This window comes from Mesorhizobium sp. W050, assembly GCF_054719535.1.
On record NZ_JBTTIH010000001.1, the window covers coordinates 5,688,141 to 5,705,285 of the forward strand.

Sequence of the window (17,145 nt, forward strand, 5' to 3'; positions counted from 1 at the left end):
GTCAGGGCAGGCGGTTGGCCTTCTGCAAGGCTTGCTTTGTCTGATCGTCGGTCAGCCCTTGCAGGAAATCGTCCATCTCCGGATCGATAAGGCCGGCGCGGCGGGCGACCACATACCAGGCCCCAGCCAGGATCAGGTCGGGGTCGGTGCCGATGCCGCCCATATAGAGCTTTGCCAACCGGTTCTGGGCAGCGACATTGCCGCCTTCAGCTGCCTGCTTCATCCAGTTGAAGCCGGATTTCAGGTCGCGAACACCGCCCCGGCCCTCGATCATCCAGGCGGCAAGATCGATCTGCGCGGTGTCGTAGTTCTGCCTGGCAGCCTGTGCCAGCAAGCTGCGCGCCTTTCCATCGTCTCGCGTCTTGCCGCCGACGCCATTGGCATAGACCTGCGCCATCGCATACTGGGCGTCGGCAAGCCCTGTCGCCGCGGCACGCTCATAATAGGGCACAGCCCGGGCGATGCCGGCATCGCCCGGATCCTGCTGCACGAGCAATTGCGCGAAGTTGAACTGCGCCAGCCGGTTGCCGGCCTCGGCGGCGGCCTGCATCAGCGCATAGGCTCCCTTCTCGTCCTTCTTGACGTAGCGGCCGTCGAGCAGCATCAGCGCATACTGGAACTGCGATTCAGGAATCCCCTGCTCGGCGGCCTGCGCATACCATTTGGCGGCCTCAGCCGGGTTGAGCGGCACGCCCAGCCCGCGCGACAGAATCTCGGCCACGAGCGTTTGCGCCGCCGGGTCGCCATTCTTGGCCCGCACCAACGCCAGATTGTAGGCGGTCTTGTAAAGACCGCGCTGGAAAGCGCCATAGGCGGGGTCCGCCGGCTTGGCGCCGAAACGTTCGGGGTTGATCGCGTCGGCCGACGGCAGCGGCGCGGTTGTCGCCGGCTGCGGCAGCGGGGTGTCGATCGGCTTGTCGATATGGACGCCGGAATCCGTGGCACTGGCTTTTGGGGCACCCGCATCGGGGGCGACCGCATCCGGCACGCTGAGGGCGGGCGCGCTGGTGTCCGGCCTCGGCTGCGGCAGCGGAACGGTCTCCGCCGCGATCGCTGCCCCGCTCATCAAGGCCGCAACGAGAACCGCGAGAGGAAGTCCAGGTCGGCGCACGTCAGCCCTCGAAGCGCGGCGCGGTTTCGTCGAGCAGCGCATTGGCGGCAGCAATCGCCGCCTTCGGATCGGCGCCTTCGGCAAAGACGGCGCTGGACAGCGCCACGAACTCGGCGCCAGTGGCGGCCACCGCTTCTACCGAAGCGATGGCGGAACCGGCCATGACGACGCAAGGGATCTCGATCACGTCCGCCCACCATTGCCCAAGCGACAGGTTGCGCGGGTGCGGCTCGGGCTTGTTGTCGTAGCCGAAGCGGCCGAAGAAGATGTAGTCGGGCCTGGTTTCGCCCAGTTCCAGCGCGTCGTCGCGCGTCTTGGCGCCGCCGGCGCCGACCATCATCTTGCCCTGGAAGTGCTCGATGGTCTCGGCCAGCGCGTCCTTGGAAACCTCGACATGAATGCCGTCGGCCTGGACACGGCCGGCAATGCGGGTGTCGCCGCCAATGATGACGGCGATGCCGGCCGCTTGCGCCGCCGGTACGATCTGTTCCGCAAAGGCCTGGAAGGCAGCCTCGTCCATGCCGTTCTCAGGCAGGATCAGCGAAGCGATATCACCGCCGTCGAAGGCAGTCGCAATACGCTCGGCCGGAGCGTCCTTAGGCGCGATCAGCACGATGCGGCAGCGGTTGGGGGGTGTTGCGTCGTTCATGGCTTTCGATCCCGGGTTTCGCCTATGCCGGGCGAAGATGGTTGCATTGCGGCATAGAACAAAGCGCCCGCCTTGAACAGGCGGGCGGGGAACGATGCGCTGGCTTTGGTTTACGATCGCCGGCGAGCCGACGCTCTGCGGCTCATTTGACGGCTTGCGGGCTTTCGACCGTTGGTTTGGCTTTCCACAAAGTCCAGCCGAGGTTCATGCCGGCGGCGGCGACCAGGATCGCGGCGGCGCCGACGAGCTGGGCCGGATGCAGCCGGTGGCCGAAAGCCATGACATCGACCAGGATCGCCACGACAGGATAGATGAAGGACAGCGACCCCTGCAGATGCGTCGGCAGTTTCTGGATGGCGGCGTACATCAATATGTACACCAGGCCGGTGTGAACGACGCCAAGCGTGGCCAGCATGGCCCAGCTCCAGGCATCGGCGGGCAAATGCGAGAGGTTGGCGAAGGGCGCCAGCATGACGACGCCGACGCAGACCTGGATCAGCGCGATCAGATGCGGCGGGGTGCCCTTGAGCTTCTTGGCGACGATTGCCGCGACAGCCCAGAAGAAGGCCGCTCCGAGCGCCATGACGATGCCGATGACATAATCTGTGCCGGTTATGCCGGAACCGACACCCGCATCGGGCCCTGTCTGCACGATCAGCAGCATGCCGGCGAAGGCGATGCCGAGCCAGGTCAGCTTGGCCAGGGTCAGCCGCTCGCCGAAGAACAGCGCGCCGAAGCCGACCAGCATGAAGGGCTGCGTGTTGTAGACCGCCGTGGCAATCGAGATCGAGGCGCGGGAGAAGGCGCTGAACAGCAACAGCCAGTTGATGACAATGGCCGCGCCGCCAAGAGCGGCGATGGCAACAATGCGCAGCGTCAGCCTGCCGCGCAGCAGCCCGAGTGCCGCGCAGGTGATCAGCAGCGCCACCGCGCCGAAGGCGCAGCGCCAGAACACCACGTCCATAACGGGCTGGCCCGACATGACGACAAACCAGCCGATCGTGCCGACGATCGTCATCGCCGCCGTCATCTCGATCGTGCCGCGTACCGTGTTGTCCATGACAATACCTCTATCTGTTGAGGCCATAATCTCATGCCGTCTTGAGGGTTTATATGCCCTATGAAAGGTGATAAGGGGGCAACACCTTATTTAATAAGGCGCGCGCTGCCCTTTTGCGAGGAGATGAAAATGCTGGACGAGTTGGACAGAAAGCTTCTCGACATCCTGATCCTGGATTCGCGGACTTCGTTGAAGGATCTGGCGCAGCAGGTCGGGCTGTCGTCGCCGAGCGTCTCGGAACGGCTGCGGCGGCTCGAGGAACGCGGCGTCATCCGCGCCTTCACCATCGAGATCGACCCGGAGGCGCTGGGGTTTCCGCTGCAGGCGATCGTGCGGGTGCGGCCACTGCCGGGCAAGCTGCATATTGTCCAGAAGCTGATCGAGGAGATCCCGGAATTCGGCGAATGCGACAAGGTCACCGGCGACGACTGTTTCGTGGCCCGGCTCTACGTACGCTCCATCGGCGAGCTCGACAAGCTTCTCGACCGCATCGCCGACAAGGCGGAGACCAGCACCGCCATCATCAAGGCGCAGCCGATCCGGCGCCGTCCGCCGCCACTGAATTAAGCTCCAGCTTGTAGCCGATGTGGCTGGCCTTGAAGCCGAGCCGGTCATAGAAGCGATGGGCGTCCTGGCGGCTCTTGTTGGTGGTCAGCTGGACAATCTTGCAGCCGCGTTCGCGGCACTGTTCGACCGCCCATTCCAGCAAACGCTGCCCCAGCCATTCGCCGCGCCGGTCGGCGGCGACGCGCACAGCCTCGATCTGGCCGCGCAAGGCGCCCTGCAGCGACAGCCCGGCGAGATAGCTGATCTGCAACGTGCCGATGACGCGGCCGCTATCCGTCATCACGGCAAGAAACTGGTTGGGGTCGGCGTCGATGGCGGCAAAGGCGTCGCGATAGGCCTTGGCGAGTGGCTCGGTCGCATCCTCGCGGCTGCGGCCAAGCGGATCGTCGGTGAGCATGGCTACGATGGCAGGCAGGTCGGCCGCTTCGGCGCGGCGGATGTGGGGTTCGCTCATTGTCAAAAACCTGGGGTCAAAAACCTGGGGTCAAAACCTGGGGCCAAAACCTGGGGTCAAAACCTGATGCATCGGACGGCGCCCTTATGCATCGGCGGCGATCTTGCCGTAAATCCGGAACCGTCGCTTTACGCACAGTTGATCGACACGGCCGGCATTTTCCCGGTCGCGGCGCAAGGGTTTCTGGGCTATTGCAGGGCAACCGTCTTCCCTCCAGCATTTCCAGTTCATGTCAGGTCTGCTCGCCGATCCGTGGTTTTATGCCGCCGCCATTCCGGCGGTGATACTTGTCGGGCTGTCGAAAGGCGGCTTCGGCGGCGCTGTCGGCTTCGTTGGCGTGCCTTTGATGGCGCTGGCCATGCCGCCGGTGCAGGCGGCGGCCATCCTGCTGCCGATCCTGTGCCTGATGGACATCGTTTCGGTGTGGACGTGGTGGGGCGTCTACGACAGAAAGATGCTGGTCGACATGATGCCGGGCGCGGTGATCGGCATTGGGCTCGGCTGGCTGACGGCAGCGCTCGTAACCGAAGAGATGGTGCGGCTGATCGTCGGCGCTGTCGCGCTGATCTTCGTGCTGCGCTGGCTCTATCTCCAGTTCCGCCACGGTTCCGACCATGCGGCGGCGCCCAACCGCATCGCCGCCGCCTTCTGGGGCACCGTCGCCGGCTTCACCAGCTTCGTCGCCCATGTCGGCGGGCCGCCCTTCCAGGTCTATGCGCTGCCGATCCGGCTCGATCCGAAGGTGCTGTCGGGGACATCGGCGATCTTCTTTGCCGCCACCAACGCGCTGAAGCTGATCCCCTATTTCGCGCTTGGCCAGTTCGACACCGCCAACCTGACGGCGTCGGCCGTGCTGATGCCGCTGGCGCCGCTGGCCACCATCGCCGGCGCCTGGCTGGTGCGGCGCATGCGGCCGGAGATTTTTTATCCCTTCACCTACGCGACCGTGGCCGTGGTCGCGGTCAAGCTGCTTTGGGACGGAATCGCCGGCCTGTTCTAAATGCCGCTCAGGCGGCTGCCGGTTTGGTTCGCCGGGCGCTCGCAAAGGTCAGCGATGCACCACCAACGACCACGACCGCCATGGCGCCGAGAATGGCGATGTCGTGCGCGGTCGGCTTCAGCACCATGTCGGCGACGACGGCGATCATGATGACGAAATCGAACTTGACGATCCGTATCATGCGGCGGCCAAACGCTATCGCGGCAGGGGTCATGCCGTCCGCGGCAACCATTGCGGCAAGCTTTTCGAACGAAGGCTTCAGCGGTCAGAAACGCGGCGGCGTAGCCGCAAAGGCCGATGACGACCCAAAGGTCGGAGAAGCCGGTCCATAGCGAAGTCAGCACCAGACCAGAAGCCAGGGTCGCGATAGACGCCGGCACGAACATACGCAAGCCGAGTTTGTCCGTCGTTCTCAGCATGACCATCAGCGTCTCGTCGTCGCCGGCGCGATCGGCGAGTATCGAAACCAGCAGCATGGCGAAACCGCCGCCGAGCCAGAGGATCGCTGCCATGACATGCAGGAATTTGAAGAGAGAATACCAGTCCATTGCCGCTCCTTGTGCATCGTTCCGGGGGTAAACGCTGCTTTCGCGCGTCTGCTTCCGAAGGAGGGCGGATTATCTCCGTACATGTATCCAGAAGATGCCGCGTGGGTGCCGGCTTGTTGCGGTGGCGCCGTCGCCGGATTTTACCGCCAGCCCGCACAATACCCGGCATTTGCCGGATGGACGCCGTGTCGGCATTGGCTGGTTTCGCGGCATGATCCTGAAACCTGCGGGGACTAAGCCGCTCGCGACCGACGCTCCATTTTGGCCGCGCGCGGTCGGACCAAGTCTGCAACAACCAACGAGGGTATCCCATGCAAGGCGTAGCACGAAATTTCTTCACCCTGGCCGTCATCTATTCCCTGTGCGGCATGGCGCTCGGCCTGCATATGGCGATCTCCAATGACCATGGGCAGATGCCGACCCACGCGCACACCATGGTGGCGGGCTGGCTGATGTCGGCGGTGTTTGCCTTCTTCTACCACCTGTTTCCAGCGGTCGGGCAAAAGACGATTGCCGTCGTGCATTTCTGGCTGACGGCAATCTGCGGCATCGCACTGATGATTGGGCTTTACTTTGAACTTGCCGGCCATCCGGAGATCGAGCCGGTGCTGGCTTCCTCCTCGATGGGCTTTTATGCGGCAATGCTGCTGTTCGCCTTCATTTCCTTGCCGGCTGTATGGGGGCCGTTGTGCTGATACGGTACAGAAGGGCAGCGGTCGAACAAGAAATATCCGCGGGTTAAGGGTTCATTAAGCTTTACAGGTGTTTACTATGTCCATCCAGTGATCTGGATTCTTACCGAGTGGTTGGAGCCACTTCGTTTGACGCCTCCCTGTTAAACTCCTGAGAGCCGCCTTATCCGCGGCTCTTTTTTTGTCTGCTTTTGGTCCGCTTGGCGCCCCTGCGCAGGCGTTAACCGTTTGTTAAACATGTGCTTGCCTTCGCCGGCGGCGAAGCGCATTTTCAAGCTTCAGTCATCTAGGGTGCCGGCGTGACGGCGATGAAGCCGAATCAGCCGACGGGGCAGTGCAGGGGCGTATCGATGAACGAGCCTTCGAAGGGCAGCGCGAAAACCATCAAGCTGGCGGAACGCCGGGTTTTCTCCCAATCCTTCAAACCGCTCTACCAGGAAGGCATGGGCCTGGTTGAGCAAGCAGCGGAATATCTCGACGGCAAGGGCCGGGCCGAGGCCAAGAAGCTGTCCAGACTGGCGGCGACGCTCTATGCGGCCGAATCGATGCGGCTGACCACAAGGCTGATGCAGGTCGCCTCCTGGCTGCTTTTGCAGCGGGCGGCAAATTCCGGCGAGATGACCCGCGACCAGGTCGCCTCGGAAAAATCCAAGGTGCGTCTCGACACCGCCTCGGCGCATGACGAAGCGGTCGGCTGGGGCGAACTGCCGAAGGATTTCCTCGACCTCGTCACCCGCTCGCTGCGCCTGCAGGCGCTGGTGCGCCGCATGGACGAAGAGATCTATGGCGGCGCGTTTGCCGAGACGCCGGTAACAGGCCGCCGCGCCAATCCGGTTTCCGACCAGATCACGCTGCTGAATACGGCTTTCGCTCGAGGTTAAACGCTTCCCGTTTCCGGTTTGTTCACATTTCCCTGACATCGCTGTGCGCCGGAGGTAGACTTCGCGCATGAGGGAAGCGATTCGCATTATCGGTATCGATCCGGGGCTGAGGCGCACCGGATGGGGCATCGTCGAGAGCCTCGGCAACTCGCTGCGCTTTATCAGTTCCGGCACTGTACGCTCCGACGACAAGGCGGCGCTGGCGACACGGCTCTGCCAATTGCATGACGGGCTGGCCGAGATCCTGCATGCGGCCATGCCGCAGGAAGCGGCCGTCGAGCAAACCTTCGTCAACAAGGATGCGGTGGCGACACTGAAGCTCGGCCAGGCGCGCGGCATAGCCATGCTGGTGCCGGCGCTCGCCGGCCTTGTCGTCGCCGAATATGCCCCCAATGCCGTCAAAAAGGCGGTGATCGGCGTTGGCCATGGCGACAAGAAGCAGATCCACATGATGGTAAAGGTGCTGTTGCCGAAAGCCGTTTTCGACACCGAACATGCCGCAGACGCGTTGGCTATTGCCATCTGCCACGCGCATCACCGGCAAAGCGTCGCCTACAGGATGGCGCTGGCCGGTTAGGCGCGTTCTTGACTTGTTCACGGTAAGGCAGTAAGTAATACCTGAGAGGTATTACCATGCGTGTCACCACCAAAGGGCAGGTCACGATACCCAAGCAGATAAGGGACCATCTGGGCATCGGGCCTGGTTCCGAGGTGGAATTTGTCGCCACCGACGATGGCGCCCGTCTTGTGGCTGTCACCGAAAATCTGTCTGAAGAGGAGGCAGCCCGCAGGTTCAGCGAGGTGCTTGACCGGATGGAGGGATCCCTGGATCTGGGTGGCATGACTGCCGACGAATATATGGAATGGTTGAGGGGGCCGCGTGAAGATCTCGACGTTGATTGACACCAATGTCCTCATCGACGTCTGGGGCCCGGCCGGACCCAATACAAAATGGTCGGCGTCGGCGATTGTTTCCTGCCGCCGCGACGGCGCATTGGTGGTCAACACGATTGTCTGGTCCGAACTGGCACCGCTGATCGCGACGGAGACGGCGCTTCGAAAGGCAGTCGAAACGCTCGAGATCGGTCGCGAGCCTCTGCCTTGGGACGCGGCTTTTCTTGCCGGTGTTACGCATTCGCGCTACCGCCGGGCAGGCGGCGTGCGGGAGCGTACCTTGCCCGATTTCTTCATTGGCGCCCATGCGACCGTTGCCGGGCACCGCCTCTTGACCCGCGACGCTGCTCGCTACCGCAGCTATTTCCTGGAGCTCGACATCATCTCTCCGGAAACACACCCATGAAAGCCCCTTCTTCCATGAAAGATCTGGCATGATCGGCAAATTGAAAGGCACGCTGGACGAGATCGACGAGGATTTCTGCCTCGTCGATGTGCACGGCGTCGGTTATGTCGCCTATTGCTCGGCGCGCACGCTGGCCGCGCTGCCTTCGCCCGGCGAGGCGGTGGTGCTGTTCATCGAGACCTATGTGCGCGAGGACATGATCCGGCTTTACGGTTTCCAGTCGGTGCTTGAGCGCGAGTGGTTCCGGCTGTTGATGAGCAATGTGCAAGGCGTCGGCGCCAAGGTGGCGCTGGCCATCCTGTCGACGCTGGCGCCGGCAGACCTCGCCAATGCGATCGCGCTGCGCGACATCGCCATGGTCAGCCGCGCGCCCGGCGTCGGCAAGAAGGTGGCCGAGCGCATCGTCACCGAGTTGAAGAACAAGGCGCCGGCCTATGCCGGAACCGCCTCCGGCACCATCGGCCTTAAGCAGGAGCTCGGCGAAGGCGTGGCGCCGGCGCCGATTACCGACGCCGTCTCGGCGCTGGTCAATCTCGGCTATTCGCGCGACACAGCAGCCAATGCTGTCGCGGCGGCGCTGAAGACGGCCGGCGAGGACGCCGATGCCTCGAAGCTCATTCGTTTTGGGCTGAAGGAACTGGCGCGGTGAGTGATTGCTTGTCCGGTCCTTTGCCCTGTGCGAGGAAGGCCGCATGAGCCTTTCACCCCGCCTCATTGCCCCGGAAAAGCGCGGCGAGGATGCTGAGCAGACCTTGAGGCCGCAGACGCTCGCCGATTTCGTCGGCCAGGCCGCGGTGCGGGCCAATCTCAAGGTCTTCATCGAGGCCGCCAAGGGCCGCAGCGAGGCGCTTGACCATGTGCTGTTCGTCGGGCCGCCGGGGCTTGGCAAGACAACGCTGGCGCAGATCATGGCGCGCGAGCTCGGCGTCAATTTCCGCTCGACCTCAGGTCCGGTGATCGCCAAGGCCGGCGATCTCGCCGCACTTCTCACCAATCTCGAAGACCGCGATGTGCTGTTCATCGATGAGATCCACCGGCTCAATCCGGCAGTCGAGGAGATCCTTTACCCGGCGATGGAGGATTTCCAGCTCGACCTGATCATCGGCGAAGGTCCGGCGGCACGCTCCGTCAAGATCGATCTTGCCCGCTTCACGCTCGTTGCCGCCACCACCAGGCTCGGCCTTTTGACCAACCCGCTGCGAGACCGTTTCGGCATTCCGGTGCGGCTCAATTTCTATTCTGTCGAGGAACTGGAGCAGATCGTGCGGCGCGGCGCCCGCATCCTGCAAATGCCGCTCGGCGACGACGGCGCGCTTGAGATTGCGCGCCGCGCCCGCGGCACGCCGCGCATCGCCGGCCGGCTGTTGCGCCGCGTGCGCGATTTCGCCTCCGTCGCCGGCGACGGCCACGTCGACAAGCAGATTGCCGACGAAGCTCTCACCCGGCTCGAGGTCGACGCGCTCGGCCTCGACGCGCTCGACCGCCGCTATCTCTCGATGATCGCGCGCAATTTCGGCGGCGGGCCGGTCGGCATCGAGACCATTGCCGCCGGCCTGTCCGAGCCGCGCGACGCCATCGAGGACATTATCGAGCCCTATCTGATCCAGCAGGGTTTCATCCAACGCACGCCACGCGGCCGCGTGCTGACCGCCAACGCCTGGCGCCATCTCGGCCTCGACGCGCCAAAGGATCTGGCACAGCAGCAGATCAACCTGTTCCAGGAAGAGTAACGGAGATTTGTTCTTCGGAACGGATTTCTGTGCAGAATCTCCTCAAACCTGCCAGCGTGAAGGCGCATTCCTCGATTGTATCGGGCGTCGCAATGTCGGCGCGAACTGCTCCGATCAAGGTCGGAGCCAGAAAAGTGATCACCAGACGCGGGTTCCTGAAATTCGCCGGAGGTTCGTTCCTCTCGCTGGCTTCGCTCAGTGCCTATGCGGTCGGCATCGAGCCGATGCTGTTGACGCATGTGAAGCGCTACCGGCTGACGCCGCCGCATTGGCCCGCAGATCTCAAGCTGCGCGTTGTAGCACTTGCCGATATTCACGCCTGCCGTCCCTGGATGACGCCTGAGCGGATCGCTTCGCTCGTCGAGGATGCGAACGTGCTGAAGCCCGATCTGATCGTACTCCTCGGCGACTATATCTCAGGCATGTCCCTGGTGACGAACCGGGTGGAGGCCCATGAATGGGCGCCGGCCTTGTCAGGACTGAAGGCGCCGCTTGGTGTGCTGTCGATCCTCGGCAATCACGACTGGTGGCACGATCCTTTCGCGCAGCAGGCTGGAGCGGGGCCGACTGTGGCACGCAAGGCATTGGAGGAAGCCGGCATCTCGGTTCTGGAGAATGACACTGTGCGTCTGGAAAAGAATGGATACGGCTTCTGGATCGCCGGACTCGCCGACCAACTGGCACTGTTACCGAACAAGGCCGCAGGCCGCGACAAATTTGAAGGCCTCGACGATCTCGACGGCACGCTGGCCAAGATCATCGACCAGGCGCCCGTCATCCTGCTCGCGCATGAGCCGGATATTTTCCCGAAAGTGCCGGGGCGGGTTTCGCTGACGCTGTCGGGCCATACACATGGCGGGCAGGTCAGGCTGTTCGGCTATTCACCGGTGGTTCCGTCGCGCTTCGGCAACCGTTTCGCCTATGGCCATGTCGTCGAGAATGACCGCAATTTGATCGTGTCAGGCGGGCTCGGCTTCAGCATCGCACCGGTGCGCTTCGGCATGCGGCCGGAAATACTACAGATCGACCTCGGTTAGAGCATGCCGGCATTCAGGTGATGCCGGCCTGCAAATGAGGTGTTCCTGCGCTTCCGTAGTCACGGACCAAAGTCCGCTCCGTTCCGGTTCTCGGAGCCCTCATTTCCGACTCGGCCTGATCTGGATCTCGATATGCCCTAGGGCTAATGGAGCGAGCGGATTGCATCCATCACGGCGGGTTCGGCCTTTTCGCCGTTGAAGGCATCGACGATGCCGAAGGCGCCGCCAAAACTCCACACCGACCATGAGAAGCCATGCGCCTCGGCGCGCGCGATCATGTCTTTGACATAGGCGGCGCGGTATTTGGGCGGCATCACATAGGGGTTGCCATACTCCTGGCGGATCATGCCGAACTCGCCCAGCGTGATGTTTTCCGGCTTGATGGCGTTGGCCTTCGCCCAGGCCTCGACCTTTTCGAACGGCGCATCCATGACGCCGAGCAGCTTTTCGTCCGTGTCCATGCTGGCGGCTTGTTCATCGAGATAGGCGAGCAGGCCGTTCCGTCTGGTCCATGGCGCCTCGGCTTTTATCTTGGCGCGGATTGCATCCAGCGTCGCATCGAGCTCGGCGCGCGGCACCGCGGTCAGCGGATAGGGCAGGCCGGTGACATAAGGGATGAAATCGCCGGCCCAGGTCGCGCCCTGGTGGGTCAGCAGGAACGGGTCGTAGGAGTGGAAGGTCCAGATGATGTTGTCGTCGGGGATCGACTTTGGGTCGATCCTGACCAGCGAAGCCGCACTGGAATAACAGGCGCCGGTCAGGATCAGCGTCAGCCTGGTGGCCGAGGCGCGCGCGGCCGCGAACAGCTTTTGCTGACGCTCCGGCCACAGGCTGGTGCCCTCGCTGTCGCAGTCGACGATAGGCTCGTTCATCGGCTCGAAAGCGACCTGCGCCGGGTCCTCGGTGGCCAGCGCGCGCGCCATTCTGCGGATCACCTCGACATAGGCGTCGAAGGTTGCGGGATCGTCCATCACCTGGCCCATGCCGATCTCGCGGCCGCCGCCGGCGGGGATCAGGTGCATGTCGACGATCACTTTCAGACCGGCCCGGCTGATCATGCGCGTCGAGTCCCGCACGCTGGCATAGAGGTCGTCGCGCAGCGCCAGCGTCTGATCCGACATAAACGGCGAGGGATCGACCGGCATGCGCAGAAAGTCGAAACCGGCGGCCTTCAGCGCCTTGAGGTCATCCTCGTTCAGGAACTTGCGCCATTCCGGATAGGGCAGGATGGCTTGTCGGTCGTTCCATTTATCTTCCCCGACCCAGGTCGTCCACTGGTCGAGGTTGAGGCCGCGCTTCATCGAAAAGCTAGCGGCCTGACCGGGAAGCGCAGACGCCGCCAGCACCAGCAGCGCTGCCATCACGGTCTTGATCATCGCCGTCAACAGTGCCATCCGGTTTGCTGCGCTGGTGATTTTGGCAAGACAGGTGCCCCGCCGGGGGCAAAAAGGAAAGCGCGATGGACGATCATGGTAAATCGGCGGCGCTTGCCGGCGGGCTTTCCGGAGCCTTGACGGAATTCGGCCATCGGCTGATGGCGCGAGTCTATTATGCCGACACCGATTTTTCCGGCGTCGTCTACCACGCGCGCTATCTCGAATTCTTCGAGCGCGGCCGCTCGGACTATCTCAGGCTGGCGGGCGTCCACCACACAGAACTTCACGAAGGCAAGCACGGCGAACGGATCGTCTGGGTGGTGCGGCGGATGGAGATAGATTTCCGCTCGCCTGCCCGCATGGACGACATCCTGACCATCGACACATCAACGCAGGATATTTCCGGCGCCCGCATCGTCATGGCGCAGCAATTGAAACGCGGGACAGAGGTTCTGGTCGAAGCAAAGGTCGAGGCGGCGATCATCGGCGAGAACGGCCGGCCGAAGCGCTTTCCGAAAGAATGGATCGCGGCCTTTCTACCAGGAGCAAGCTGATATCCAGGCCTGCCGGCCGGCAACGAGCGGCCAATCGGCAACGCATTCGATTGTGGATGGACGGCCAGCGGCGTCGCTGGGCGCGGCAATGCGCCGCGCCATATTCCTAACCCATCCTTAACCATAACGGTTCATGAAGAGATTGATGAAGATTGGAAGAATCCGCGCGCCTTCCTTTCACCAATATTTGCCCTGAAAAGGCCGCCAACGGTGCATTTTGGGGTTAATCCGGAAGCCAAGCGCGAACGGACCACAAGGGATGCCCATGGGCCAGCCGCCAGCGATGCCCGGAAAATCTTAAGGACTGAAGCATGGAAACTACCGCACTCGCCGATCCGGCAGCGCAATTGTCGATTTGGGCGCTGTTCACACAGGCCAGCTGGGTGGTCAAGCTGGTCATGATCGGTCTGCTCTGCGCCTCGGTCTGGACCTGGGCGATCATCGTCGACAAGCTGGTCAGCTATGCCCGCATGCGTCTGTCGCTCAATCGCTTCGAACAGGTGTTCTGGTCGGGGCAGTCGCTGGAAGAACTCTATCGCACGCTTGCCGACCGCAAGACCACGGGCATGGGTGCGATCTTCGTCGCCGCCATGCGCGAATGGAAGAAGAGCTTCGAGAAGGGGGCCAAATCGCCGCTCGGCCTGCAGACCCGCATCGACAAGGCGATGGACCTGGCGTTGACGCGCGAGATGGAGAAGCTGGAGGGCCGTCTCGGCTTTCTCGCTACCACTGGTTCGGCCGCACCCTTCATTGGCCTGTTCGGCACCGTCATCGGCATCATGACCTCGTTCCAGGCGATTGCCGGTTCGAAGAACACCAGTCTCGCGGTTGTTGCACCCGGCATTGCCGAAGCGCTACTGGCGACGGCCATCGGTCTTCTCGCCGCCATACCGGCGGTTATCGCCTACAACAAGCTGTCATCCGACGCGAACAAGATCGCCGTGCGGATGGAAGGGTTCTCGGACGAGTTCTCCGCCATACTCTCGCGCCAAATCGATGAAAAAGTAGCGCCTAAGGGCTGAGGTAAGAAGATGGGTATGTCGGTTGGCATGGCAGGACGCGGCGGACGCGGACACAGGCGGCGCGGCCGCCACCATGCATTGATGTCGGAAATCAACGTCACGCCGATGGTCGACGTGATGCTGGTGCTCTTGATCATCTTCATGGTCGCCGCACCTATGTTGACGGTCGGCGTGCCGGTCGACCTGCCGGAGACTAAGGCCAAGGCTATGAACGCCGACACCCAGCCGATCACCGTTTCGATCGACGCGGCCGGCAAGATTTTCCTGCAGGAGACCGAAATCCCAAGGGAAGAGCTGGTCGCCAAACTGCAGGCGATTTCCAAGACCGGCTACGAAGAGCGCATCTTCATCCGAGGCGACAAGGCGACCAACTATGGCGCCGCGATGGAGGTCATGGCCCTCATCCAGGCCGCCGGCTACAAGAATATCGGCCTGATTTCACTGCAGCAACAGGATCAGTAGACGCACGATGAAGACCGGCCTCACCACATCGGTGATACTGCATACGGTGGCACTGGCTTTCGGCCTGTTCACCCTGTCGGCGCCGGCCGCGCTGCCGTCCACGGATGTCGAGTCCATAGCGGTCGACATCGTTCCCATGGAAGCCATTGCGCAGACGCTGCAGGGCGACAAGAAGGCGGTGATGCATGAAAAGCCGGCGCCGATGCCGACCAAGCGTCCCGACATCGTGCCAGATGCACAGAAGATCGGCGAGAACAGCGTTGATACCGACAAGCCGGTGACGGACGAGCCCAAGCCGAAGCCGGTGGAGAAAACAGCGACGGCTGCTCCGGCTCCGACGCCGACCGAGAAGCCGAAACCCGAGGACGCGCCGAAACCGAAGGAAGTGCCGAAGCCGACGCCGGCGACGGAGGTGGCACCAACGCCGCAGCCGAAGGAAGAGGTCAAGCCCGAGCCGGTGAAACAGGTTGAACCGAAGCCGACCCCGGTGAAGGAGCCTGCACCAACACCGCAGCCGGACACGACCGCCGCCATAGAGCCGAAGCCACGCGTGAAGCCCGACGCGGTCGCCGAAGCCATATCGGATCAGCAGCCTCTGGAAGAAGCGCAGCTTCCGACTTCCGCTCCTGCTCCGGAAGCACGGCCGAAGCCGCAACCGGCGCAGGCTGAAAGCGCGAAGGCTCCGGACCGCAAGGACGCCGACAAGCCGGTCAAGGAAGCCTCGTCGAAGCCGAAGTCCGAGGAAAAGCAGTTCAATGAAGGTGAGATCACTGCTCTGCTCGACAAGCAGAAGCCTTCTGGCGGCGGCGCCAAGCGCTCGACGCAGCAGGCGTCGCTCGGCGCCGACAAGACCCAGGGCCAGAAACTGTCGCAGGCCGAAATGGGCACTTTGTCGGATCAGCTGGGCAATAGCTGGACCCTTCCGGTGGGGGTTGAGGGCTCGGAAAACTTCGTCGCCGTGATCGTGTTCAATCTCGATGCCTCCGGCAAGCTCGAAGGCCGTCCGACCGTCGAAAAATCGAGCGGAAACCGCCAATTCGACGAGAGTGCGGTACGTGCCGTCCAGAAGGCAAACATGGCTGGCCTGCAAGTTCCTGCCGGCAAGCATGATATCTGGGCCCAGGTTCGAGTCACTTTCGACCCCAGGGAGATGCTGGGGCTCTAGGCCTGGTATCCACAAAATCAGTTACGAGAAGCGAGAAGACATGAAATCTATCCTCAAGCCGCTCCTGACGATTGCAGCCATGGCGCTGGGCATGACTGCCGTTGCCACCTTGCCGGCGCGAGCACTCGTCGAGATCAACGTCAACAAGGGCAATGTCGAACCGTTGCCGATCGCAATCACCGATTTTCAAGGTGAGCTTGGCGCCCAGATTTCCGATATCGTCAGCGCCGACCTGAAACGCTCAGGCCTGTTCGCACCGATAGACAAGAACGCCTTCATCGAGAAGATCGCCAATCCGGATGCGCAGCCGCGCTTCGACGACTGGAAGGTGATCAATGCGCAGGCGCTGGTTACCGGCAGTGTCGCAAAGGAGGCGGACGGCCGCATCCGCGCCCAATACAGACTGTGGGATACTTTTGCCGGCCAACAGATGTCGGGCGAACAGTTCTTCGCCAATGATGCCAATCAGCGCCGCGTCGCCCACATCATCGCCGATGCGATCTACGAGAGGCTCACCGGCGAGAAGGGCTATTTCGACACCCGCGTCGTCTTCATCGACGAATCCGGCGCCAAGAATGCGCGCAAGAAGCGGCTCGCCATCATGGACCAGGACGGCGCCAATGTGCGCTATCTCTCGGACGGCCGCTCGATCGTGCTGACACCGCGTTTCTCGCCGAACCGGCAGGAAATCACTTACATGTCGTACGAAAGCGGCCAGCCGCGGGTCTATCTGCTGCAGATCGAGACCGGACAGCGCGAACTGGTCGGCAACTTTCCCGGCATGACCTTTGCGCCGCGCTTCTCGCCCGACGGCCAGAAGGTGATCATGAGCCTGCTGCGCGATGACGGCAATTCCAACATCTTCGCCATGGATCTGCGAAGCCGCTCGACCACCCGGCTGACCAACTCGACCGCCATCGACACCTCGCCCTCTTATTCGCCCGACGGCAGCAAGGTGGTATTCACTTCCGATCGTGGCGGCCGTGCGCAGATTTATGTGATGGGCGCCGACGGCTCGGGCCAGACCCGCATTTCGTTCGGCGACGGCGTCTATTCGACGCCGGTGTGGTCGCCGCGCGGCGACCTCGTCGCCTTCACCAAGCAGACCGGCGGCGAATTCCAGATCGGCGTCATGAAGACCGACGGTTCGGGCGAGCGCATCCTCTCCTCGGGCTTCCAGCAGGAGGGACCGACCTGGGCGCCCAACGGCCGCGTGCTGATGTTCTTCCGCGACTCCGCCGGCGGCCCAAAACTGGTTTCCGTCGATCTCACCGGCCGCAACGAACAGTCGATCCCGACCGCGAATTTCGCGTCGGATCCCGCCTGGTCGCCGCTGCTGGAGTAGGTTCGGCCGAATTGCCACACCTGCTAAAAAGGGGCCCGTTTGGCCCCTTTTCCATTCATTAGTCGCGTTTCGGCCGCATTTCCGCCTAGGGTCCGCGCCAACTGTGACCGTGGATTTGAAGGTCGTGGACGGTCGATCGAAACCAAACATTAACCGTATTTCTTGAATGCCGGTTAACCCAAACGTGGTTAC

Annotated in this window: 21 protein-coding genes; 15 read left to right on the top strand and 6 right to left on the bottom strand. The window is 62.7% G+C overall.

Annotated features, from left to right (window positions below):
* Position 1 precedes the first annotated feature (1 nt).
* The 3 genes from ACYG9Y_RS27490 to ACYG9Y_RS27500 form a co-directional block, all read right to left on the bottom strand.
* Positions 2–1,066, bottom strand: a complete 1,065-nt coding sequence (locus ACYG9Y_RS27490; RefSeq protein ID WP_198018613.1) for a tetratricopeptide repeat protein — start codon at positions 1,064–1,066, stop codon at positions 2–4.
* Positions 1,067–1,112: 46 nt separating this feature from the next.
* The gene (locus ACYG9Y_RS27495) at positions 1,113–1,760 is read right to left on the bottom strand and encodes a thiamine phosphate synthase (protein ID WP_023737871.1); all 648 of its coding nucleotides are present in this window, start codon (positions 1,758–1,760) and stop codon (positions 1,113–1,115) included.
* A 142-nt stretch (positions 1,761–1,902) separates the two neighbouring features.
* Positions 1,903–2,820 carry a DMT family transporter gene (locus ACYG9Y_RS27500; RefSeq protein WP_023684172.1) on the bottom strand — a complete coding sequence of 306 codons (918 nt, stop codon included), beginning with the start codon at positions 2,818–2,820 and terminating at the stop codon, positions 1,903–1,905.
* Positions 2,821–2,949: 129 nt separating this feature from the next.
* Here ACYG9Y_RS27500 and ACYG9Y_RS27505 point away from each other — a divergent pair, with 129 nt between their 5' ends.
* Positions 2,950–3,387: an Lrp/AsnC family transcriptional regulator gene (locus tag ACYG9Y_RS27505; RefSeq protein ID WP_023704892.1), complete on the top strand. Its 438-nt coding sequence runs from the start codon at positions 2,950–2,952 to the stop codon at positions 3,385–3,387.
* Here the strand turns inward: ACYG9Y_RS27505 and ACYG9Y_RS27510 are convergent.
* The gene (locus tag ACYG9Y_RS27510; protein ID WP_023737870.1) at positions 3,344–3,841 is read right to left on the bottom strand and encodes a GNAT family N-acetyltransferase; all 498 of its coding nucleotides are present in this window, start codon (positions 3,839–3,841) and stop codon (positions 3,344–3,346) included. The genes ACYG9Y_RS27505 and ACYG9Y_RS27510 overlap by 44 nt on opposite strands.
* 229 nt (positions 3,842–4,070) lie before the next feature.
* Between ACYG9Y_RS27510 and ACYG9Y_RS27515 the strand changes: the two genes are divergently transcribed.
* Positions 4,071–4,841 (top strand): sulfite exporter TauE/SafE family protein, encoded by a 771-nt coding sequence (locus ACYG9Y_RS27515; protein WP_023737869.1) that lies wholly within the window; start codon positions 4,071–4,073, stop codon positions 4,839–4,841.
* On the opposite strand, the gene ACYG9Y_RS27520 is transcribed toward ACYG9Y_RS27515, so the two are convergent.
* A complete protein-coding gene (locus ACYG9Y_RS27520; RefSeq protein ID WP_245260371.1) occupies positions 4,838–5,389 on the bottom strand; it encodes a DUF2269 family protein in 552 nt (183 codons plus the stop codon). The genes ACYG9Y_RS27515 and ACYG9Y_RS27520 overlap by 4 nt on opposite strands.
* 311 nt (positions 5,390–5,700) lie before the next feature.
* On the opposite strand from ACYG9Y_RS27520, the gene ACYG9Y_RS27525 reads away from it, so the two are divergent.
* The 8 genes from ACYG9Y_RS27525 to ACYG9Y_RS27560 all read left to right on the top strand — a co-directional run bounded on the left by ACYG9Y_RS27525 (position 5,701) and on the right by ACYG9Y_RS27560 (position 11,029).
* Entirely contained in the window at positions 5,701–6,084 is a 384-nt protein-coding gene (locus tag ACYG9Y_RS27525; RefSeq protein ID WP_023737868.1) for a hypothetical protein, read from the top strand.
* Between the two features lie 347 nt (positions 6,085–6,431).
* Positions 6,432–6,962, top strand: a complete 531-nt coding sequence (gene rcdA, locus ACYG9Y_RS27530; RefSeq protein WP_023688956.1) for a protease adaptor protein RcdA — start codon at positions 6,432–6,434, stop codon at positions 6,960–6,962.
* 67 nt (positions 6,963–7,029) lie between these two features.
* On the top strand, positions 7,030–7,539 hold the full coding sequence (gene ruvC, locus ACYG9Y_RS27535; RefSeq protein ID WP_023737867.1) for a crossover junction endodeoxyribonuclease RuvC: 510 nt from the start codon (positions 7,030–7,032) through the stop codon (positions 7,537–7,539).
* Positions 7,540–7,595: 56 nt separating this feature from the next.
* Positions 7,596–7,865 carry an AbrB/MazE/SpoVT family DNA-binding domain-containing protein gene (locus ACYG9Y_RS27540; protein ID WP_023737866.1) on the top strand — a complete coding sequence of 90 codons (270 nt, stop codon included), beginning with the start codon at positions 7,596–7,598 and terminating at the stop codon, positions 7,863–7,865.
* A complete protein-coding gene (locus tag ACYG9Y_RS27545; protein ID WP_023737865.1) occupies positions 7,843–8,262 on the top strand; it encodes a type II toxin-antitoxin system VapC family toxin in 420 nt (139 codons plus the stop codon). The genes ACYG9Y_RS27540 and ACYG9Y_RS27545 overlap by 23 nt, the downstream gene beginning before the upstream one ends.
* A gap of 28 nt (positions 8,263–8,290) precedes the next feature.
* Positions 8,291–8,911: a Holliday junction branch migration protein RuvA gene (gene ruvA / locus ACYG9Y_RS27550; protein WP_023737864.1), complete on the top strand. Its 621-nt coding sequence runs from the start codon at positions 8,291–8,293 to the stop codon at positions 8,909–8,911.
* A 43-nt stretch (positions 8,912–8,954) separates the two neighbouring features.
* Positions 8,955–9,992 carry a Holliday junction branch migration DNA helicase RuvB gene (gene ruvB, locus ACYG9Y_RS27555; RefSeq protein WP_023700287.1) on the top strand — a complete coding sequence of 346 codons (1,038 nt, stop codon included), beginning with the start codon at positions 8,955–8,957 and terminating at the stop codon, positions 9,990–9,992.
* A 134-nt stretch (positions 9,993–10,126) separates the two neighbouring features.
* Positions 10,127–11,029, top strand: a complete 903-nt coding sequence (locus tag ACYG9Y_RS27560; RefSeq protein ID WP_023737863.1) for a metallophosphoesterase — start codon at positions 10,127–10,129, stop codon at positions 11,027–11,029.
* Between the two features lie 143 nt (positions 11,030–11,172).
* On the opposite strand, the gene ACYG9Y_RS27565 is transcribed toward ACYG9Y_RS27560, so the two are convergent.
* Positions 11,173–12,423: a glycoside hydrolase family 5 protein gene (locus tag ACYG9Y_RS27565; RefSeq protein WP_023737862.1), complete on the bottom strand. Its 1,251-nt coding sequence runs from the start codon at positions 12,421–12,423 to the stop codon at positions 11,173–11,175.
* Between the two features lie 65 nt (positions 12,424–12,488).
* Here ACYG9Y_RS27565 and ybgC point away from each other — a divergent pair, with 65 nt between their 5' ends.
* The 5 genes from ybgC (at position 12,489) to tolB (ending at position 16,953) form a co-directional block, all read left to right on the top strand.
* The gene (gene ybgC / locus ACYG9Y_RS27570) at positions 12,489–12,959 is read left to right on the top strand and encodes a tol-pal system-associated acyl-CoA thioesterase (RefSeq protein WP_460223143.1); all 471 of its coding nucleotides are present in this window, start codon (positions 12,489–12,491) and stop codon (positions 12,957–12,959) included.
* A gap of 311 nt (positions 12,960–13,270) precedes the next feature.
* A complete protein-coding gene (tolQ, locus tag ACYG9Y_RS27575) occupies positions 13,271–13,981 on the top strand; it encodes a protein TolQ (RefSeq protein ID WP_023673844.1) in 711 nt (236 codons plus the stop codon).
* A gap of 9 nt (positions 13,982–13,990) precedes the next feature.
* Entirely contained in the window at positions 13,991–14,443 is a 453-nt protein-coding gene (gene tolR / locus ACYG9Y_RS27580; protein WP_023673843.1) for a protein TolR, read from the top strand.
* A gap of 7 nt (positions 14,444–14,450) precedes the next feature.
* Positions 14,451–15,608 (top strand): energy transducer TonB family protein, encoded by a 1,158-nt coding sequence (locus tag ACYG9Y_RS27585; protein WP_023737861.1) that lies wholly within the window; start codon positions 14,451–14,453, stop codon positions 15,606–15,608.
* A 40-nt stretch (positions 15,609–15,648) separates the two neighbouring features.
* Complete coding sequence (gene tolB / locus ACYG9Y_RS27590; RefSeq protein ID WP_023737860.1) at positions 15,649–16,953, top strand: Tol-Pal system beta propeller repeat protein TolB; 1,305 nt, start codon at positions 15,649–15,651, stop codon at positions 16,951–16,953.
* The last annotated feature ends 192 nt before the right edge of the window (positions 16,954–17,145 follow it).